The following is a 20,961-nucleotide window of genomic DNA, read 5'->3' as shown; positions in this document are numbered from 1 at the left end:
ATAAAAGGAGAGCACACCGAGTGTTCTCCTTTTATTATGGGATTTCATAGGGGGAAGCGGGATGAGTGAAACGCTACTCGTTATTATTAGTATATTACTATTTTTAATGTTGCTTTTAATCATCTTTTTTATCATTACATTTTTTATAAAAAAACGAACACATCATTCTATTTTAAAGTTACATCCGTACTTAGGAAGAATGCGCTACTTACTGGAAAAGATAGGGCCTGAATTTCGACAATATTGGTTTGATCATGATACGGATGGAAAGCCTTTCTCACGTTATGATTTTCAAAGTGTTATGTTTTTAGCGAAATATCGCTCTGAAATACTTGGTTTTGGATCAAAACGAGATTTTGAAGCTTCTGGCTATTATATTGCTAATACATTATTTCCGATATTAACTGAGGAATTAAGTGTGAATCTTTCGCAAGAGCGGGAAGGTAAAAAGTACATGATTCATAAAGAAGGGTTATTTTCAAGAAGAGAAAAATTGACAGCGGATACAACGAATCTTTGGCTGTACGAAGAAGATGATGCAATTATAGTCGGTGAAAACCGTAAATATCCGTGGAAACTACATGGCATGTTTGGAGCATCTGCGACTTCTTACGGCGCGATTGGAGAAAATTATATTTTAGCGAGTGGTTTTGGAGCGAAAATGGCAGGCGGATCGTGGATTAATACTGGTGAAGGTGGCGTTATTCCAGAACATTTACATACAGGAGCGAATATCGTTGCGCAAATTGGTCCAGGGTTATTTGGGTACCGTGATGAGGACGGTAATTTTTCAATGGGAAAATTCATGGAGAAAGCGAAAGAAAGTAATATTAGAGCATTCGAATTGAAATTTGGGCAAGGTGCTAAAATACGTGGTGGTCATCTAGAGGGACAAAAAGTAAATGAGAAAATTGCTTTTGTTCGCAACGTCCGAAAGGGAGAGACGATTAATTCACCGAATCGATTTTCATTTTTAAAGAATGCAGTGGATACACTTTGTTTTATTCAACAGTTGCAAGAAAGCGGCGGTAAACCAGTTGGAATGAAAATTGTAATTGGTCAGCAGGAGCCTTTGGAAGATTTAATAAAAACAATGAAAGAACTAAATATTTACCCAGATTTTATTACAATAGACGGTTCAGAAGGCGGATCAGGGGCAACGTATAAATCGATGGCAGATTGTATGGGACTGCCGCTTATTCCAGCATTACTTACATTTATCGATACAGCAAATTATTATGGTGTCCGTAACAAGTTTAAAGTATTTGCATCGGGTAAATTAATCACACCAGATAAAGTGGCGATTGCTTTAGCGATTGGAGCGGATGCTGTAAGTTCAGCCCGCGGATTTATGATGGCAAGCGGCTGTATTATGGCCCTTCAATGTAATTCTGGCCAATGTCCATCTGGTGTAGCCACGACGAATCCGCATTATCAAAAAGCGTTAGATCCGTATGAGAAGAAGTGGCGAGTCATGAATTATATTATTAGTATGAGATATAGTTTATTTTCATTAGCAGCGGCAGCGGGAGTGAAGAGCCCGCGCCATTTAACTAGAGAGCATATTGTGTTTAAAGACGAGGTGGGGAGAGTAGTTCCTCTTTTGGAATTGTTTCCTATAGTAAATCAAACCTAAAAGTATATTTGATGTGTAAGATTTTTTAGAGGAATAATTATATTTTTGGAAAAATTAGGAGTATAATAGGGGAGTATTTTTGAAAATGACTATTTTTAGGGAGAGATTCACTTGCAGCAAGGTTCGTACAGTATTACAATTTTTTTACTCGTCATAGGGCTCGTTATATTTAGACGCATGCGCTCTATGAATCGACCAATTAATAATAAAGGAAGACGACTACTATTGCCATTATTCTTCTTATTACCAGGTTTTTCTTTATACGCAGCACCGATACAACTTGCTGGTTGGCAAATTGGTATAGCTGCTGGGATCGGACTGTTATTGTCAATTCCACTTATTATTTTAAGTGGGTATGAAGTCAGAGAAGATGGTCAAATTTATGCAAAAAAAGTATCGCTTTTATTGCTACATTTTTAGTTATCGTTCTTTTACGTGCTTATTTTAGAAGACATTTACAAGGTCTAGATCCAAAGTCAATCGGCATTCTTTTCTACACTCTTGCGGTTTGTTATATAGTACCTTGGCGTATTGGATGCTATATGAAATTTCGTAAAGTATATGTAGAGAAAGCGAAATTTGAGACGTCAATAAGCTAAAAGTCATACATTTGTATGGCTTTTAGTTTTTAAAATTTATCGGGTAAAGGAATGAAAATAAGGTGTGAAAAAACACTCTTTAATTTTCTGGATATTATTACTTTAATTTCTTGAAAAATCATTGTAATCCACTGGGATAAAGGCGTTTATAAAGGTTTTCACATGTAATGAAAAGTGCTCGTTCACTTGAAAGAACAAAAAATGTTTGTTAAGGTAGGGAACCATAAGCGAAAACAAGAAAATAGAAAAAGTCATTTTTCGAAATTTTGAATGGCTTATGGAATAAGGGAGAGATTTGGTGAAGATTGAAATTATGGTTTCGCTTGCTATTTATATGGCAGGTATGTTGTATATCGGATATTGGTCTTATAAGAAGACATCCGATTTATCAGATTATATGTTAGGTGGAAGGGGACTCGGTCCAGCAGTTACAGCTTTATCAGCTGGTGCTTCTGACATGAGTGGTTGGATGCTAATGGGATTACCTGGTGCGATGTATGCAACAGGATTATCAAGTATATGGATTGCGATAGGTTTATTAATAGGTGCTTATGCAAACTATTTAATCATTGCCCCACGTTTACGAACGTATACAGAAGTGGCAAATGATTCAATTACGATTCCAGACTTTTTAGAGAATCGGTTTAAAGATCGTACGAAAATACTTCGTTTTGTCTCCGCTATCGTCATTTTAGTATTTTTCACATTCTATGCGTCGGCTGGTTTAGTTTCAGGTGGACGTTTGTTTGAAAATTCTTTCAACCTAGATTATAAAATTGGTTTATTTGTAACAGTGGGTGTCGTTGTTGCGTATACACTATTCGGTGGCTTTCTAGCCGTAAGCTGGACGGACTTTGTACAAGGTTGTATTATGTTTATTGCGCTTGTACTAGTGCCAATTGTTGCTTTTACGGATGTCGGTGGTGTAACAGAAACATTTAATACGATTAAACAAGTCGATGCATCGCATTTAGATATGTTTAAAGGGACCACAATACTTGGCATTATTTCATTTTTAGCATGGGGACTTGGGTATTTTGGTCAACCGCATATTATTGTCCGTTTTATGGCAATTACCTCTATTAAAGATTTAAAGACTTCTCGTAGAATCGGTATCGGTTGGATGACGATTTCAATTATAGGTGCAATGCTTACTGGTCTAATTGGTATCGCTTATTATGCTAAAAATAATGCGACATTACAAGACCCAGAAATGGTCTTTGTAACATTCTCCAATATTTTATTCCATCCGTACATTACAGGATTTTTATTATCAGCTATTTTGGCTTCGATTATGAGTAGTATTTCCTCACAATTACTTGTTATTTCAAGTGCAGTAACGGAAGACTTCTATAAAACATTTTTCCGTCGTAATGCAAGTGACAAAGAACTTGTATTTATCGGTAGATTGTCAGTATTAGTAGTAGCTATGATCGCAGTTGTTTTAGCGTATCATCCAAGTGATACAATTTTAACACTTGTAGGTTATGCTTGGGCTGGATTTGGTTCAGCGTTCGGACCAGCCATTTTATTAAGTTTATATTGGAAAAGAACGAATAAATGGGGCGTTCTTGCAGGTATGATTGTTGGTGCAGTAGTTGTTATAGCATGGGTAAAAATTCCAAGTTTAAAAGCAATTATGTATGAAATGGTACCTGGATTTTTCTGTAGTTTATTAACTGTTATCGTTGTAAGTTTATTAACGAAAGAACCCGTTAAGGCAGTTCATCGTGAATTTAATGAGATGGAAGCAATATTGGAAGAAGAAACGAAATGATTAGCGAAGAGAGTAAACGAAACTGGCGTTTACTCTCTTTTTATTTAAAATGAAAATAAGGAACTTATTGACAACTAAAAGTAAGTAACTTATAATAAATTTGAGTTCAAGTTAATTTGTACTTTGAATAAAGATTTTAAATGGAGTAAATATTTTTTAAAAACTATCTCGAATTTGAGATGAATTGACAAGCTGGAAGTTAATGTGTATTTTTATAATCGATATCTCGAATTCGAGATAAAATTATAATGACGGATTTTACTTTGTAGCATGGACAAAATGAATAATGAATTTAAATGTAAAAGAATTTTTATAATGAAATAAAAAAGGAGTGGAAGAAATGGAAAAGAAAACAATGGGAATCCATCACATTACAGCGATTGTAGGGCATCCACAAGAAAATGTAGACTTTTATGCTGGTGTATTAGGGTTACGTTTAGTGAAACAAACAGTGAATTTTGATGATCCAGGTACGTACCACCTTTATTTTGGAAATGAAGGAGGAAAACCTGGAACAATTATTACGTTTTTCCCATGGGCAGGTGCTCGTCAAGGTATTATTGGGGATGGTCAAGTAGGAATTACGTCTTACGTTGTACCAAAAGGTGCAATGGAGTTTTGGGAAAATAGATTAGAAAAATTCGATGTTTCGTATACGAAAATGACTCGTTTTGGAGAGGAGTATTTAGAATTTGATGATCCGCATGGTTTGCATATAGAATTAGTTGAAAGAGAAGCAGGCGAATTAAATAATTGGAGTTTTGGAGAAGTTACACCAGAAGTAGCAATTAAAGGGTTTGGAGGTGCTGTTCTTTTATCTGCACAGCCTCAAAAAACAGCTGAATTGTTAGAACATATTATGGGTCTTGAGAAAATTGGAGAAGAGGGTGAATTTGTTCGATTCCGTTCTTCTGCTGATATTGGAAATATTATTGATTTGAAATTATCAACAATCGGTCGTGGCCAAATGGGCGTTGGTACAGTTCATCATATAGCTTGGAGAGCGATTGACGATGCTGATCAGCTAGACTGGAAAGAGCATGTGTCGCGTTTTGGATATCACGTAACTCCTGTACAAGATCGAAATTATTTTAACGCGATTTATTTTAGAGAACATGGTGAAATCTTATTTGAAATTGCAACAGATCCTCCTGGTTTCGCTCATGATGAATCGTTAGAGACGATGGGTGAGGAATTAAAGTTACCGGAACAATATGAACAACATAGAAAACAGATTGAACAAACGCTTTTACCATTTGAAGTGAGAAATTTAGATTAAAGTGATTGAAGGGGGAACAGGATTATGATGAAACATGTTTTTCAAAAAGGAAAAGATACGTCAAAACCAGTGTTGTTATTACTTCATGGCACAGGTGGTAATGAATTAGATTTACTACCACTTGCAGAAATAATTGATCCGGAAGCGTCGGTATTAAGCGTTAGGGGAAATGTGTTAGAGAATGGGATGCCGCGTTTCTTCCGCCGATTAGCAGAGGGCATTTTTGATGAAGAGGATTTAATTTTCCGTACGAAGGAATTAAATGAATTTTTAGATGAATCGGCTAAAGAATATAAATTCGATAGAAATAACATTGTAGCTATCGGTTATTCGAATGGGGCAAATATCGCAGCAAGCTTATTATTCCATTACGAAAATGCATTAAAAGGTGCTGTGCTTCATCACCCAATGGTACCTAGAAGAGGAATGCAATTAGCAAATTTAGCAGGGAAATCTGTGTTTATTACTGCTGGGACAAATGACCCAATTTGTTCATCAGCAGAGTCAGAGGAATTGAAGGTACTATTAGAAAATGCAAATGCGAATGTAACAATGCATTGGGAAAATCGAGGGCATCAATTAACGATGGGTGAAGTAGAAAAAGCAAAAGAGTGGTATGACAAAGCATTTTAAAAAAAGAAGCATCTGCTAACGATTAGTAGATGCTTCTTTTTTATTTAAGACTGGATTGCGAGATGAGATGAAGAAAGTGGTAGCTCAATATCAACAATCGTACCTTTATTTAATTCGCTTGAAATGTGTAATCTACCATGATGTTCTTCAATTATTTTGTAACACATCATTAATCCTAGTCCTGTGCCTTTTTCTTTTAAACTATAAAAAGGTTCGCCTAGACGGGAGATACGATCTTCAGGAATGCCGCAACCTTCATCGATAATTCGTATTAAGATGAAATTATCCTCTAATGGTTTTGTTTGGATGAAAATATTTCCGCCATTTGGCATTGCTTCTATCGCATTTTTTAATATGTTTATAAACACTTGTTTTAATTGGTTACCGTCACATTGAATATCATATACGTAATCAAAATGATCCATGATGATATGAACGCTATGCATAATTGCAGTCGGTAAAATAAATGTAACTACCTCTTCAATTAAAGTTTGTATGTTACAAGTTTGGATAGATAATACTTGTGGCTTAGACATCGCCATAAATTGACTCGTGATGGATTCCATTTGTGAAATCTCACTTAACATAACATCGATATACCATTTCTGCTCCTCACTTATTTCAGGGAGGAGCAACGTTAGAAAACCTTTTAGAGAAGTGAGTGGATTTCGAATTTCATGGGCAATTCCAGCTGTCAGTTGTCCGACTACTGCGAGCTTCTCTGATTTTCGTAGTAACTTTTCAGTTTCTTTTAGCTCAGTAACATCTCTCCCCATCACGATAAGACCTTTGCGAGAACCATCAGGATGATAAAGCGGAACTTTTGATATACTTAAGATTAGATCGAAATCATCTCTATGTATAATAAATTCCTCGCCATGAAGAATTTGTCTTTGTTGCCATGCTAGTTCATCGATTTCTTCACAATGTAAAAAAGCTTCTCGGTATGCTTCATTATATTGAATGAGTTCGCTATCTTTTTTCCCGTGGTAAGGTACATGATGGAAATTGAAGCAAGAAAGTGCGTAATCATTTGCCTCAAGCCAGCGCCCTTCATGATCTTTAAATATAACAAACGCAGGCATGGAGTTTACTAATGTACGTAATCTCTTCTCACTTTCTTTTAGCATATTCTCAATTCTTTCTGATTTTTCAAGTGGCTTCATAATAGCATATACGCCAGTAAGACGATTTTGAACAAAAATAGGAACTAGTTTTGTCACAACATCTAATAAGAATCCATTTTTATGATAAATAGATAAGATATACTCTTGTTGATTATCCGCTTCAGTATTCTTTATATTTTGTAATACTTGCTCAGAAATATGGGCTTCTAAAATAGAGGTAATATTTTTCTGTTCTAATTCTAAAGAAGTGTAACCTAATATTCTTTCGGCAGAAGGATTTATATGTAGAATAACTCCTTCTAAATTTAATGAAATAATACTATCAGGATTGTGTTCGAACAGAGATGCGTACATTTCTGTTAATGAACGATCTTGTATATGGTTTCGCAAACGTCTAGAAATGTTCGGATGACGTTTTTTTTGAGTTGGTGAATATTTTTTACGACTCATAATAGTTCCTCCGTACAAATAGCATCTAAAAAGATTTGTCTATTCATAACTATAATATAGATGTAATGTGTATTTCTATAAAAAATGGAAGTTATAGAATAAATTTTGTTTTTTTTATTTTTTGCAAGGTGAATGCAGGATGGTAATAAGGGGAGCTTATATTGTTTTATAAACCTTTTGTAAGTTACAGACGGCTGTTTTCCGTATAACATTAGGGTAGAGGAGGGGGAGAGAAAATGAAAAATTATATTCAAGGGATTGATCACGTGCAAGTAGCTGCACCTGTAGGGTGTGAAGAAGAGGCGCGTGATTTTTATGGGAATACGATTGGTATGGAAGAAATTCCAAAGCCAGAAGAGTTGAAAAAACGAGGTGGATGTTGGTTTAAATGCGGAAATCAAGAAATCCATATTGGTGTCGAGCGGAACTTTACACCAGCTAAAAAGGCTCATCCAGCTTTTTATGTGAATGAAATTAATGAATTTAAGCAAACACTTATAGAGCAAGGTGTTAAAGTGATTGATGATTATGCACGGCCAGATGTAATTCGATTTTACGTGTCAGATCCATTTGGAAACCGAATTGAATTTATGCAAAATAAAGACTAGGTGGATTCCCACCTAGTCTTTAACTTCTTCTGAAAAGTCCTAATACTTCTACAGTTTCTGTAATATTAACGAAAGCATTCGGGTCGATTTCAGAAATTGTTAGTTTCATACTTGCTAATTCTTCACGAGAAACGACGGTCATAAGTACACGCTTTTTCTCGCTTGAATAAGCACCTTCGCCATCAAGTAACGTTATTCCACGTACAACAGTTGAAAGAAGTTGTTTTTTCATTTTTTCTGCTTCATTTGTTACAATCATAAGTGTAACTTTACGATGTTTTGTATGAACAGCATCAATTACTTTACCAGTTACATAAATTGAAAGTAAGCTTGTAAGTGCAACATCCCAGGTGAAGAAGAATCCTGCGATTATTACAACGACTGCATTTAAAATAATAAGGAATCCGCCAAGTTTAATGTCTCGCTTGCGGGATAAAAGCATACCGATAATATCAAATCCACCAGTGGATCCATTACAGTTAAAAACAAGACCAATACCAGCTCCGGCGATGACACCTCCGAAGATAGAAGATAACAATGGGTCTGTTGCTACGACTTTTACTGGAACGTAGTATAATGCAACAGATAATACAACTACAGAGACAACTGTGTTAAAAATTACTTTTTTTCCAAGACCTATGTACCCTAAAATAATGATAGGTAAGTTTAATACAAAGTTAATAATGCCTGTGTTTACAGGGGTTACAATCCCTAAAATAATAGCAATTCCGCCAATTCCACTACTTAAAATTTTGTGGGGGATAAGGAAAAGATTAAAGGCAACCGCAATAATAATAGAACCGATAATAACACCAAGGAATCTGACCATTTCTTTCCCGTCCTTCACTGAAAAATTCATATTATTTCAAGATTATATATGATATTGAAAGTTTTGGGTAAAAACAGTTTATTTAGGTAAATTAGATTAATCAAAAGAATTTGAGTATTTTATCATTTGAAAGGGGATACAGTTGTGAAGATAAAAACATATCAACAGAAAAGCCCGTTGAAGCAAGAATGTGAGGATTCTTATTTTTTTAATAAAGAAAAAAAGATTTATGGTGTATGTGACGGTGCAACACCACTTGTCCCGTTTCGTGATGAAAAGGGACATAATGGAGCATACATCGCTTCGCATTTATTTGCAAGTTATTTTACTGCATTACGAGAGAATCATAGTTTACAATTTGCAGTTGCCAAAGCAAATGAAGCATTGCAAAGCAAAATGTTAGAATATGAAGTAGACACGAGAAAAAAAGAGCATTTGTGGTGCACATGTATCGCGGCAGTCCAAATAGTTGGTGAGAAAATTGAATATGCGCAGCTTGGGGACTGTATGATTGTCGCAACTTTTCAAAATGGAACGATGCAAGTATTAACGAAAGACACAGTTGAAGGAATTAGTAAAAGAGCAAAAAAGAAGAGGGAAGAAGATCGTAAAAAAGGGTTATCTGTACCAGAAGAATATGTTTTTCAAGATGTTCGAGAACAGTTAAAATACAATCGTTATCTTGCAAATATGCCAAATGGTTATTCAGTTGCAAATGGAATGAAAGAAGCGATACATTATTTACAACATGGTGAATTACATACAGATGAAGTGAGTGGGATTTTTATTTGTTCAGACGGGTTATTTCACCCAGATTGGTCATTAGAACAAACTGTTGCATATATAAGAAAGAATAGTATAAACGAATATATAGCAATTATTGAAGAGCTAGAAGCGGAAAAGAGAATAAGGCCAGATGATAAAACGATTATTATGATTGATTTTTAAGAGGAGGCAGTTCAAATGGAAATTAAACGTGTTAATCTAACATTTCAAGATGAATTAGTTCCTTTAGAAAAAGTAAACAAACTGATTATTCACCATACAGCTGAAGATGGATGGGACGTGTATAAAACGCATGAATTTCATCAAACTGTAAGGGGGTGGAGCGGAATTGGTTACAACTATTTTATCGAAAAGGATGGAACTGTAGTGGAAGGACGAGGTTTACATATTGGAGCGCACGCGAAAGACCATAACCGCCATACAATTGGAATATGTATGACGGGAAATTTCGATAAATACGATCCAACTCCTGCACAAGTGAATGCATTATATTCTTTATGTAAACTGTTTATGAAGCAATTTGCTATAAAGAAAGAAAATATACTCGGTCATAGAGAGTTAGAAGGAGTTAAAAAAAGCTGTCCTGGTAATCGTTTTTCTATGGTAGAGTTAAGGAAGATACTATCTTAAATATAGAGGAGTAACAACGATGATGAATATAAAAATACCAAATGATAAAAAAGAAGAACTTGTAGCACAAATTCAGCAATTTTTTATGGAAGAAGATTTAGATGAAATTGGACGTTTCCAAGCAGAGCGTTTAATAGAAGAAATGATTAAATTAGTTGGACCGTTTGCATATAATCAAGCAATTGGAGATGCAAGAAAGCTTGTAAGTGAGAAATTAACGAATATGGAAGAAGATTTATACGTGCTAGAGAAGAATGAAGGAAAATAAAAAAAGAGCCGATGGGCTCTTTTTTTATTTTTCTTTCTTGTGTTCTTTATATTCATGTACTTTTTCTTTTACATTACCAACTGTATCTTTAGCAGTGCCTTTCACCTTATCCCATTTTCCTTCAGCTTGTAATTTCTTATTGTCAGTTACTTTCCCAACAACTTCTTTTACTTCACCTTTTACCTTATCAATGGCACCTTCTACTTTTTCTTTTAAACCATGATCATGTTTAGTCATACATTTCTCCTCCTTGTAGTTTGATTAGAATTCTCTTTTCATATTGCAAGTTGAATGATGTATCTAGTAATATCGTAACAAATCTAGTTTGAATATTCAAATGATTAATAGGATAGAAAAGGATTTGTCATAAAATGTTTAAAAATGTAACGGAAGGAGAAATAAAGTAAATTATATGTCTTTTGCGGTCCATATTGATTTTGTATAAGCAATTTTCATGTGGGCACGTTCCATGTTATTTTGACTGCCGCTACCGAACCTTGCTTGTCCAACTATTAAAGTACAATTGGATTCAATAGCTGTCTTAATTCGTTTTTGAATTAATGCAGTATGACAGCCTTTACGCTGAAATTCTGGCAAAGTAGCAGAAGCAGCTAATGATGCGACACCCTTATTTATATACAGGACACCAATACCAGCAGGGATATTTTGAACTTCAGCTATGAAAAAATGCCATCCTGGTTCATTGTAAAGAATTTCATTATTTTGGCGCACGCTATCTTTTGTAAAGGATGGCATATTAAATCCATGTACATAAATGTTTGCAAAAATATCAAACTCATTTTCTTTTAGTTTTCGTATTGTAATATTAGAAGGAAGAAGTGATGAACCCTCTCTCGGTATACTATACAAAGCAGTATGGAAGCTAGATTGATAAAACCCTTTTTGAGATAAGTATTGAAATAATTTAGTTGTACCTTGTGCTGGGGTAATTTCAAAACGACAAGGGATTTGTAGTGATTCATAATAAGAAATGATTGCATCAATCGCATCTGCATTTGTAATACCTTTTACCGTATTAAAAGCAGGACCAGCAATTATTTTTGATGAAAAGGCAGTGGCGCTACCGAATTTTTTCATTTGCACTTGCATTGGGTTTCCGCTTATTGTTTGTAGTCTCTCTAATCTAGAAGAGAGCATATCAATTTCTGCATTTTCAATTTCTGTTGCTATATCGAGTGTCATAACAGTAGTCATAAAATTCCTCCGTTAATAAATATATTTTATAGTACATATACGATTTTTGTTTTGAGATTCCTGTTGAAATGTGAGAGAATAAGAGGTTTTTTGGAAGGGAAATGGAAGTGAGCTGTCGAAGGGAGTGGAAACAGATTAAAGGTGGTGCTCTCATGAAACAAAAAACCGTGCAGACATGCTCTAATTGTGGTTCTCAAAACATAGGAGAAGGTGAGTTTGTCGGATATGCACAAATACGGAAAAAGGAAACGATGTTCACATCTTCACCGGTGGATGCTTATATTTGTACAGATTGCGGGAATATCCTTTCATTAAAAGTACGACATTATGAAAAGTTTAAGCAGAAGCCGTTATGATTATTGAGTAGTGACTTTATTAGAAAAGTTAATAAGAGTAATATTTTACATATATATATATATGAGTATGCCTCAGATAAAGAGATGAAAACATATACTGTACATAGTTCGTTATATGACACATAAAAATATATAGAAGAAATTGTGAGGCAGTAGGAGGAAGAAAAAACAGCTCCTCTTGGAATATTTCATATTTAAAACTCCTTTAAATAAATAAAGGAGTTTTTTGTTTTTTTATAACAATAATTACCTTTAATTGTTATAAATGTTTATTAGGAGAGGGTGGTTTATTAACGCCATAATCATAGAAGAATAATAGCTAAATCGTATACAAAACCACTATATAACACATTCGCAACCGTAAGTTGACAAAGTGCAACCGCGGGAAGATAGAGATAAAGGCAATGTTTACATACAATTTAGGTAAGAAAACAAAGGGGGGACACACATATGGGATTTGGTGAAAAGCTTTTTAAATTAAGAAAAGAAAAGGGCCTTTCTCAAGAAGCATTAGCTGAAAAATTAAACACAACAAGGCAAGCGGTTAGTAAATGGGAAAACGGTCAAGGTTTTCCTGAAACTGAAAAGTTAATAATGATTGGAAATGTATTTGAAGTATCACTTGACTATTTATTAAAAGAAACTGCTGAGCAAAGTAACGAAAAGGAAAATAGTTATTATGTAAGTAAGGAAATGGCAGAAGGGTATGTAGTGTATGGACAAAAAATTTCTAAATATATTGCATTAGGATTTAGCTTGCTTATTTTATCTACAATACCGTACTTATTATTTAAAGAAAATGCAACAATGTCTACGTTTCTTGTCATTATCATTGCAGTGCTTGGAATCGGAGCAATGATGGCACCTGTAACGATAGAAGAGAGTCGATACAATGTATTGAAAAAGGAAGAACTACTATTTGATCAAAACTTTCTAAAAGAATTGACCAAAAGATATGCGACTATTAAGAAGAAGTATACGGCAGTAGTGATCGTTGGATTTTGTTTTATTGCAGCAGGAGCGATACCGTTTTTATTTGAGAAAAAACGAATTACTTCAGGAGAACTCGTACAGTATTATCCTTATTGTGTTGTACTTATTGCTATTGGAGTTTATCTTTTTGTTCGTGTGTTAGGGGTGTTAGAGACGTATCGGATTTTAGTAGAAAATAAGGAATACAGTAATCGTTTTATTTTTAAATTGAAAAAGAAAGTAAGGAAAATGGTAGATAGTTTATAAAAAATAAAAAACATGTTTCGAATCAATGTATTCAAAACATGTTTTTTATCGTTCTGAATTATTTCCAAAGAAATAATTCAGAAAATACAGAAAAATATCGTAATCATTTGTAGAAGTCTGTTATAATAAACGGAAAATGAAAACGTTTTAAAGGGGGACATAACCAATATGATGATGAATGTACCGCTAACAATTAGTTCTATGATGGAAAGAGCAGAAAAGTTATTCTCAAAGAAAGAAATTGTTTCTCGCACACATGATACCATTACGACATTAACGTATAAGCAGCTAGGAGAAAGGACGAGAAGACTTTCTAGTGCGTTAAAAAAGCTTGGGATTAAGGAAGGCGAACGTGTAGGAACGTTAGCGTGGAATCATCATCGACATGTGGAGGCGTATTTTGCTATTCCTGGTATTGCTTCCGTTTTACACACAATTAATATTCGTTTATCTCCTCAACATATTTCATACATTATTCAGCACGCAGAAGACCGAATTGTACTTATAGATGAAGATCTCGTACCGCTTGTTGAAAATATTCAATCACAATTATCAACTGTACAAGCTTACATTATTATGACTGATAAAGATGAACTCCCGAACACTACGCTGAAGCCTGTATATCATTATGAAAAGCTATTAGAAGAAGGCGATCCCAATTTCCAATTTGTAAAAGATATTGATGAAAATACACCAGCTGGTATGTGTTATACGTCAGCGACTACAGGAAATCCGAAAGGTGTTGTATATACGCATCGTAGTACTGTATTACACTGTATGGCACTCGGTTTAGCTGATACAGCTGCTTTATCGGAAAGTGATGCAGCAATGGCAATCGTCCCGATGTTTCATGTGAACGCTTGGGGACTTCCTTTTGCAGCTACTTGGTTTGGATCAAAACAAGTTCTTCCAGGACCGATGTTTACGCCAAAAATTTTATTAGAAATGATCCAATCTGAAAAAGTGACGTTAGCTGCCGGTGTGCCGACAATTTGGCTTGGTGTATTACAAGAGTTAGAAAATAATAGTTACGATTTATCTAGTATGACGAGAATACTATGCGGTGGTGCAGCTGCACCGAAAAGTGTTATTAAAGCATTTGAACAGAAACATAATGTTCCGTTCATACATGCATATGGTATGACTGAAACGAGTCCACTCGTAACACTTGCACGTTTAAAAAGTTATGAAACGGAATTATCGTATGAAGAGCAACTAGAAATTCGCTCCAAACAAGGATATCTTGTACCTGGTGTCGAGATGAAAGTAGTCGGTACAAATGGTGAAGTGAAGTGGGATGGTACTGAGATGGGAGAATTATGTTTACGAGCACCTTGGATCGCTGAAAGCTATTATAACGATGATCGTACTGTCGAAGGGTTTCGCGATGGATGGTTATATACTGGTGATGTTGTCACAGTGGATGAGGAAGGTTGCGTGAAAATTGTTGACCGTACGAAGGATGTTATTAAAAGCGGGGGAGAATGGATTTCTTCGGTCGATCTTGAAAATGCTTTAATGGCACATGATGCTATATTTGAAGCGGCTGTCGTTGCAGTTCCTCACCCTCAGTGGCAAGAGCGACCAATTGCCTGCGTTGTTCAAAAGAAAAATAGTACGGTTACAAAAGAAGAAATATATGAGTTTTTAAAACCACAGTTTGCGAAGTGGTGGTTGCCAGACGATATTGTCTTTATGGAAGAAATACCGAAAACATCTGTTGGGAAGTTTTTAAAACAGGCGCTTCGGAAAGAACTGGAGCATTTGCATAGAGAGAAATAAGTGAACTTCTGTTTGTAAACTCTAATACATTAACGGTTGACAAAAGAGGAGTGGAAAGATAATATAATTTTTGTGATATGTTATCTAAGATAAATTTTAAGTTTACAAATAGGAGAAGCAAATATGAATACAAAAAACTTAGTTTTCGTCGCTTTATTTAGTTCTATTATGGGAGTGTTAGGGTTAATACCTCCGATTGCTCTTTCTATTACACCAGTTCCAATTACATTGCAATCACTCGGTGTTATGCTTGCGGGTGGGTTGTTAGGATCACGTCTAGGTGCGTTAAGTCAGCTTATTTTCTTACTTATTGTAGGAGTTGGAGCACCATTGCTTGCTGGTGGACGCGGTGGCCTTGGTGTATTTGTTGGACCAAGTGCAGGATATTTACTTGGTTACATCATTGGGGCGTTTGTTATTGGTTATTTAATTGAGCGTTTACGTGAAGTTTCTATTATAAAAGTATTATGTATTAATATAATTGGTGGTATTTTCGTAGTTTATGTATTTGGTGTTACTGTACAAGCGTTCTTAATGGAAGTTTCTGTATGGGAGACAATGAAAGTGAGTGCTGTGTTTTTACCAGGGGATTGTATAAAAGCAATTATTGCGGCAGTTCTCGTAACAAAATTACATCGTTCATTGAAACATATTATTACGCCCGCTTTAAAGAATGGAAAATATACAAATGCGGGATGATAAAGGGAAGAAACACGTTAATTGCGTGTTTCTTTTTATTATTATTGTAAAGAAAGGACGTCTCATATGGGGATTACAAAAGAATATAAAAAGCATGCCTCTTTACAAACAAATAAAATAGCGATAAAGGAAAATGATAGAGTTTTAACATATAAAGAGTGGTTTGAATCAGTTTGTAAAGTAGCAAGCTGGTTAAATGAAAAAAAATCGAAGAATAAAACGATAGCAATCCTATTAGAAAATCGTATAGAGTTTTTACAACTATTTTCTGGTGCCGCTATGGCCGGGTGGGTTTGTGTTCCGTTAGATATAAAGTGGAAACAAGATGAGCTCAGAGAAAGAATTGAAATTAGTAATCCGGATATGATTGTGACAGAACGATATAAGGTGAAGGATCTATTGGATGAAGAAGGAAGAGTAATTGAAATTGATGAGTGGAAAAGAATGATAGAGAAATATCTTCCTACATATTCCACTGTAGAAAGTGTACAACATGCTCCTTTTTATATGGGGTTTACATCAGGATCAACAGGAACAGCAAAAGCATTTTTACGTGCACAACAATCGTGGGTTCATAGTTTTGATTGTAATGTACATGATTTTCATATGAAAAGGGAGGATTCGATTTTAATAGCTGGGACGCTCGTTCATTCTCTTTTCTTATACGGGGCAATAAGTGCATTATATGTAGGACAAACAGTGCACATTATGAGAAAGTTCTTTCCAAATCAAGTATTAGATAAGTTAGAAACTGAAAATGTATCAGTTATGTATACAGTTCCGACAATGCTTGAATCTTTATATAAAGAAAGTAGATTAATAGAAAATAAAGTGAAAATTATTTCGTCAGGAGCGAAATGGGAAGCTGAAGCGAAAGAAAAAATAAAGAATATATTTCCTTATGCGAAAAGATATGAATTTTATGGTGCATCAGAGTTAAGTTTTGTAACAGCACTAGTCGATGCAGAAAGCGAAAGAAGGCCAAATTCAGTAGGAAAACCTTGTCATAATGTGCAAGTTCGAATATGTAATGAAGCAGGCGAAGAAGTACAAAAAGGTGAAATAGGAACTGTTTATGTGAAAAGTGATCAGTTTTTTATGGGATACATAATAGATGGGGTTTTAACACGGGAGTTGAATGCAGAAGGTTGGATGACAGTGCGAGATGTAGGCTATGAAGATGAAGAAGGCTTTATATATATTGTTGGTAGAGAGAAGAATATGATTTTATTTGGAGGAATCAATATTTATCCAGAAGAAATAGAAAGTGTATTACATGAACACCCAGCTGTTGATGAAATAGTTGTAATTGGTGTGAAAGATAGTTACTGGGGTGAAAAGCCCGTCGCGATCGTAAAAGGAAGTGCTACGAAACAACAATTAAAGAGTTTTTGCTTACAGAGATTATCCTCTTTTAAAATACCGAAAGAATGGCATTTTGTAGATGGAATACCTTATACAAATAGTGGGAAAATCGCTCGTATGGAAGCAAAAAGTATGATTGAAAACCGGGAGAAAATATATGAATAGAGCAGTTATTGTAGAGGCGAAAAGAACACCTATTGGTAAGAAGAATGGGATGTTAAAAGAGTATGAAGTTCAGCAATTAACAACGCCGCTTCTTACGTTTTTAAGTAAAGGGATTGAGAGGGAAATAGATGATGTCATATTAGGTAATGTTGTTGGGCCAGGAGGGAATGTTGCGAGACTATCTGCTTTAGAGGTGGGACTTGGCTATCATATTCCTGGTGTAACGATTGATCGGCAATGTGGTTCTGGTTTAGAAGCAATTCGAACTGCGTGTCATCTCATTCAAGGCGGGGCAGGTAAGTGTTATATCGCCGGGGGAGTAGAGAGTACAAGTACGTCACCTTTTCAAAAAAGAGCAAGATTTTCACCTGAAACAATTGGTGATCCTGACATGGGAGTAGCGGCTGAATATGTTGCGGAGCGTTATAATATAACGAGAGAAATGCAAGACGAGTATGCTTGTCTTAGTTATAAGCGGACACTGCAAGCGTTAGAAAAAGGATATATACATGATGAAATATTTTCTTTTAATGGATTATTAGATGAATCTATAAAGCCAGAAATGAATTATGAACGAATCATTAAAAGAACAAAGCCCGCATTTTTACAAAATGGAACAGTAACGGCAGGTAATTCGTGCGGTGTAAATGATGGGGCATGTGCTGTTCTTGTAATGGAAGAGGGACAAGCCCGAAAGTTAGGATACAAGCCTGTACTTCGTTTCGTTCGTAGTGCTGTAGTGGGAGTGGATCCCAAGCTTCCAGGGACTGGTCCGATATTTGCGGTGAACAAATTATTAAACGAAATGAATGTAAAAGTAGAGGACATCGATTATTTTGAAATAAATGAAGCATTCGCCTCAAAAGTTGTTGCTTGCGCAAAAGAGTTACAAATTCCGTACGAAAAAGTAAATGTAAATGGTGGAGCAATTGCGCTCGGTCATCCGTACGGTGCATCTGGTGCTATGCTTGTAACACGTTTGTTTTATCAGGCACAAAGAGAGTCTATGAAATATGGAATTGCTACATTAGGAATTGGAGGCGGGATAGGGATTGCGCTATTATTTGAGAAAGTAGAAGACTAGCGAGGTAACTAGTTTTCTACTTTTTGAGGAACATAAATATTGCTACCAGGCTTCGCTTTCATTTCGTTCCAAGCAGCAATCGCATCAGCTTTTGCTTTCCCTTTATTATTTGGATCTTCGAAAAAGTCACGAGTAAAGCGATTGTATTCAAATTGTGTACCGATAGTTGTTTTGTATGTAGGGTCTTTTTTTCGTTCGTTTTCTTCATGCCAAAAAGCTATCGCGTCTTCATATGTTTTTCCAACATTCTCTTTGAAAAATTTTTGAAGAGCTACTGTAAAGCGGAAGTTTGTTCCGATTTTTTCTTTGAAAAAAGCACGAACATCTTCGCTACAGCGGTGATTGTTAGTAATAATCGTTTGAAGAGAAAGGTCTTTATAGGATAGGGAAGCTTTACTCACCTTTTGAACAGAGCTGTTTTTTAATATTTTACCAGTAGTTAAATAATGTGAGATACGCTCGGTTATTTCGATCTTAGAGCCACTAACTGGCAACCCATTCTCACGACAAAATGTTTGGAGTTCTGCTTTTAACCAATAATAGTTTTGGAAATCTTCAAGTGATATAGACTTTGTTAAAGTTGGACGCATGAATGTAACAACTACTTTCTTCCATAATTTTCTTCAATTATAAAACGTATGTTCTTTTTATGGAAGGCTTAATTTGTAAATATAATGGGAAGAGGAGATTACATATGGAAAATGTAATGCAAGTTCGAGTTACGGGAATTTTAATTGAAGATGAAAAAGTATTGCTAGTAAAGCAAAAAGTTGCTAATAGGAATTGGTCTTTACCTGGAGGAAGAGTGGAGAATGGTGAAATGTTAGAAGAGGCGATGATTAGAGAAATGAGAGAAGAAACGGGATTAGAAGTTAAAATTAAGAAGCTACTCTATGTTTGTGATAAACCGGATGCCAGTCCATCTTTATTACATATTACATTTCTACTTGAAAAGCTTACAGGGGAAATTATGTTACCCTCTAATGAATTTGATCATAATCCAATTCATGATGTGCAAATGGTGCCGATTAAAGATTTAAGTCATTATGGTTTTTCGGAAACTTTTATAACTCTCATAAGTGAAGGTTTTTCAAATGCAGGGAGTTACCAAGGATTGAAACAAAATATTGGTTTGTAAGTATAGAGTAAGGATAGCTGTTAGCTATCCTTACTAAAAATGCTTTACACCGCCGACTGTAAAGAAGAAACAAGCTGATTTAAAAATTCATCTCCGCTCATAATTGCTTTCCCGCCACCGCGAGCACTCTTCTTATTTCCGCCACCTTTTCCTTCGATTGTAGGAAGAGCGTCTTTTAAAAGAGCATTCATATCGAGTGATACTGATTTTCCGCAAGCGAGAATACATTGTAGTTTGTCATCATTTTCGATGACGAAATACGTAATTGCATGCTCTTGTTGTTCTGTAATAATAGCGGAAAGCTTTGCGATTTCTTGCATAGAACGATTTGTAAATACTTTAGAAATAAGTATGTCAGCATGAATTTTTATAGGCTGTAGAAGTAGTTCATTTGCCTCTGCAAATAATAATTTTTCATTCATTGTTTGTATTGCTTTTTCGTTTTCTTTTTGAGAAGTAAGCAGTTGCGCCACTTTTGCTGGAATATCAGTTTCGCTACTGTTTAATTGTTTAGAAACATCTTTCATAATTTGTTGCTGTTGTTCCATTAATTTAAGTGTACGCCAACCAGCGATAAACGTTAAGCGTATACCACCTTTATTGCGCTCCCATCCTAGTACTTGAATAGGACCAACTTCACCAGTTCGTTTCGGATGCGTTCCACCACAGCCGTTGTAGTCAAAGTTTTCGATAATAACAACCCGTATATTTTCTGTCATAGTCGGTTCTTTACGAAGGGGCAACGTTTTCGCTTCTTCTAAGTTCATCCACTGGATGCGGATTGGATGGTTTTCAAAAACAATTTTGTTTGCAATTTGTATTGCTTTTTCAACCGTTTCTGCATGAAGATTTTCTGTTTCTAAATCAATTGTTACTGTTTCTTTACCAAGATGGAATCCAATTGTAGGCATGTTAAAATGGTCCCAAAAAGCAGCAGATAAAATGTGCTGAGCTGCATGTTGTTGCATATGATCAAAACGGCGCCCCCAATTGATTTTACCTTCTACGTCTTCTGTATGTAATTGTTCTGCAATGTAGTGACGAATTTCTCCGTTTATCTCTTCTACATTGATTACATTGATATCATTTAATGTACCAGTATCATATGGTTGTCCGCCACCTGTCGGATAAAATGCTGTTTCATTCAAAATAACGTATAAGTTACCGTCTTTATCATAATCTTGCTTTATAATTTTAGTAGTAAAGTCCTGCTTATAAGCGTCAGTGTAATATAATTTGTGCTCCAATTTTCTTTCTCCTCTCGCATTAACTAGTTTCATTGTAATGCAATTGAAA

General features: G+C 35.2%; 21 protein-coding genes and 1 pseudogene. 16 read left to right on the top strand and 6 right to left on the bottom strand.

Features of this window, described 5'->3' with window-relative positions; translation table 11 throughout:
* The first annotated feature begins 61 nt into the window (after positions 1 to 61).
* The 5 genes and pseudogenes from ATL10_RS19820 to ATL10_RS19800 all read left to right on the top strand — a co-directional run bounded on the left by ATL10_RS19820 (position 62) and on the right by ATL10_RS19800 (position 5,924).
* Complete coding sequence (locus ATL10_RS19820; RefSeq protein WP_090977360.1) at positions 62 to 1,636, top strand: FMN-binding glutamate synthase family protein; 1,575 nt, start codon at positions 62 to 64, stop codon at positions 1,634 to 1,636.
* 111 nt (positions 1,637 to 1,747) lie between these two features.
* Positions 1,748 to 2,235: pseudogene (locus ATL10_RS19815) on the top strand (CcdC protein domain-containing protein).
* 298 nt (positions 2,236 to 2,533) lie between these two features.
* Positions 2,534 to 4,012 (top strand): sodium/proline symporter PutP, encoded by a 1,479-nt coding sequence (putP, locus tag ATL10_RS19810; RefSeq protein ID WP_139213270.1) that lies wholly within the window; start codon positions 2,534 to 2,536, stop codon positions 4,010 to 4,012.
* 340 nt (positions 4,013 to 4,352) lie between these two features.
* A complete protein-coding gene (locus ATL10_RS19805; RefSeq protein WP_000412726.1) occupies positions 4,353 to 5,291 on the top strand; it encodes a ring-cleaving dioxygenase in 939 nt (312 codons plus the stop codon).
* Positions 5,292 to 5,315: 24 nt separating this feature from the next.
* Entirely contained in the window at positions 5,316 to 5,924 is a 609-nt protein-coding gene (locus ATL10_RS19800; RefSeq protein WP_110497369.1) for an alpha/beta hydrolase, read from the top strand.
* A 44-nt stretch (positions 5,925 to 5,968) separates the two neighbouring features.
* On the opposite strand, the gene ATL10_RS19795 is transcribed toward ATL10_RS19800, so the two are convergent.
* Positions 5,969 to 7,501, bottom strand: coding sequence for a BA3702 family sensor histidine kinase (locus ATL10_RS19795; protein WP_000087652.1), 1,533 nt, complete (start codon positions 7,499 to 7,501; stop codon positions 5,969 to 5,971).
* A gap of 236 nt (positions 7,502 to 7,737) precedes the next feature.
* Between ATL10_RS19795 and ATL10_RS19785 the strand changes: the two genes are divergently transcribed.
* Entirely contained in the window at positions 7,738 to 8,109 is a 372-nt protein-coding gene (locus ATL10_RS19785; protein ID WP_000800772.1) for a VOC family protein, read from the top strand.
* 19 nt (positions 8,110 to 8,128) lie between these two features.
* Here ATL10_RS19785 and ATL10_RS19780 read toward each other — a convergent pair whose 3' ends face one another.
* A complete protein-coding gene (locus ATL10_RS19780; RefSeq protein WP_110497367.1) occupies positions 8,129 to 8,938 on the bottom strand; it encodes a YitT family protein in 810 nt (269 codons plus the stop codon).
* A gap of 126 nt (positions 8,939 to 9,064) precedes the next feature.
* Between ATL10_RS19780 and ATL10_RS19775 the strand changes: the two genes are divergently transcribed.
* The 3 genes from ATL10_RS19775 to ATL10_RS19765 are packed head-to-tail and all read left to right on the top strand — an operon-like array spanning position 9,065 to position 10,622.
* Positions 9,065 to 9,886 (top strand): protein phosphatase 2C domain-containing protein, encoded by an 822-nt coding sequence (locus ATL10_RS19775; RefSeq protein ID WP_139213271.1) that lies wholly within the window; start codon positions 9,065 to 9,067, stop codon positions 9,884 to 9,886.
* 15 nt (positions 9,887 to 9,901) lie between these two features.
* Positions 9,902 to 10,354, top strand: a complete 453-nt coding sequence (locus ATL10_RS19770) for a peptidoglycan recognition protein family protein (RefSeq protein ID WP_090977373.1) — start codon at positions 9,902 to 9,904, stop codon at positions 10,352 to 10,354.
* Positions 10,355 to 10,373: 19 nt separating this feature from the next.
* On the top strand, positions 10,374 to 10,622 hold the full coding sequence (locus tag ATL10_RS19765; protein ID WP_000981066.1) for a DUF2164 domain-containing protein: 249 nt from the start codon (positions 10,374 to 10,376) through the stop codon (positions 10,620 to 10,622).
* Positions 10,623 to 10,646: 24 nt separating this feature from the next.
* On the opposite strand, the gene ATL10_RS19760 is transcribed toward ATL10_RS19765, so the two are convergent.
* Together ATL10_RS19760 and ATL10_RS19755 are read right to left on the bottom strand one after the other, a co-directional pair.
* The gene (locus ATL10_RS19760; RefSeq protein ID WP_000160410.1) at positions 10,647 to 10,859 is read right to left on the bottom strand and encodes a CsbD family protein; all 213 of its coding nucleotides are present in this window, start codon (positions 10,857 to 10,859) and stop codon (positions 10,647 to 10,649) included.
* Positions 10,860 to 11,030: 171 nt separating this feature from the next.
* Positions 11,031 to 11,837 (bottom strand): GNAT family N-acetyltransferase, encoded by an 807-nt coding sequence (locus ATL10_RS19755; RefSeq protein WP_000214344.1) that lies wholly within the window; start codon positions 11,835 to 11,837, stop codon positions 11,031 to 11,033.
* 152 nt (positions 11,838 to 11,989) lie between these two features.
* Between ATL10_RS19755 and ATL10_RS19750 the strand changes: the two genes are divergently transcribed.
* From ATL10_RS19750 to ATL10_RS19720, 6 genes are all read left to right on the top strand, one after another.
* The gene (locus tag ATL10_RS19750) at positions 11,990 to 12,193 is read left to right on the top strand and encodes a hypothetical protein (protein ID WP_033693195.1); all 204 of its coding nucleotides are present in this window, start codon (positions 11,990 to 11,992) and stop codon (positions 12,191 to 12,193) included.
* A 450-nt stretch (positions 12,194 to 12,643) separates the two neighbouring features.
* Positions 12,644 to 13,432, top strand: a complete 789-nt coding sequence (locus tag ATL10_RS19740) for a helix-turn-helix domain-containing protein (RefSeq protein WP_090977375.1) — start codon at positions 12,644 to 12,646, stop codon at positions 13,430 to 13,432.
* A gap of 168 nt (positions 13,433 to 13,600) precedes the next feature.
* Positions 13,601 to 15,214, top strand: a complete 1,614-nt coding sequence (locus ATL10_RS19735; RefSeq protein WP_090977377.1) for a long-chain fatty acid--CoA ligase — start codon at positions 13,601 to 13,603, stop codon at positions 15,212 to 15,214.
* A gap of 123 nt (positions 15,215 to 15,337) precedes the next feature.
* Positions 15,338 to 15,913, top strand: a complete 576-nt coding sequence (locus ATL10_RS19730; protein WP_090977379.1) for a biotin transporter BioY — start codon at positions 15,338 to 15,340, stop codon at positions 15,911 to 15,913.
* Between the two features lie 66 nt (positions 15,914 to 15,979).
* Positions 15,980 to 17,443, top strand: a complete 1,464-nt coding sequence (locus tag ATL10_RS19725) for an acyl-CoA synthetase (protein ID WP_098835025.1) — start codon at positions 15,980 to 15,982, stop codon at positions 17,441 to 17,443.
* A complete protein-coding gene (locus ATL10_RS19720) occupies positions 17,436 to 18,527 on the top strand; it encodes an acetyl-CoA C-acyltransferase (RefSeq protein WP_001078010.1) in 1,092 nt (363 codons plus the stop codon). Before ATL10_RS19725 ends, ATL10_RS19720 begins: the two co-directional genes overlap by 8 nt.
* A gap of 8 nt (positions 18,528 to 18,535) precedes the next feature.
* Here the strand turns inward: ATL10_RS19720 and ATL10_RS19715 are convergent, their stop codons facing one another.
* Entirely contained in the window at positions 18,536 to 19,117 is a 582-nt protein-coding gene (locus ATL10_RS19715) for a DUF6434 domain-containing protein (protein WP_110497365.1), read from the bottom strand.
* Positions 19,118 to 19,221: 104 nt separating this feature from the next.
* Between ATL10_RS19715 and ATL10_RS19710 the strand changes: the two genes are divergently transcribed.
* Positions 19,222 to 19,665, top strand: coding sequence for an NUDIX hydrolase (locus tag ATL10_RS19710; protein WP_000432571.1), 444 nt, complete (start codon positions 19,222 to 19,224; stop codon positions 19,663 to 19,665).
* 44 nt (positions 19,666 to 19,709) lie between these two features.
* Here ATL10_RS19710 and ATL10_RS19705 read toward each other — a convergent pair whose 3' ends face one another.
* Entirely contained in the window at positions 19,710 to 20,912 is a 1,203-nt protein-coding gene (locus ATL10_RS19705; RefSeq protein WP_181419334.1) for an alanyl-tRNA editing protein, read from the bottom strand.
* Positions 20,913 to 20,961 lie beyond the last annotated feature (49 nt).

Origin of the sequence: Bacillus sp. 196mf (assembly GCF_003217275.1) — a bacterium.
GTDB classification, from domain to species: Bacteria; Bacillota; Bacilli; order Bacillales; family Bacillaceae_G; genus Bacillus_A; species Bacillus_A thuringiensis_S.
Note: the sequence above shows the minus strand (reverse complement) of the source record. Positions and strands in the feature narration are given on the sequence as shown.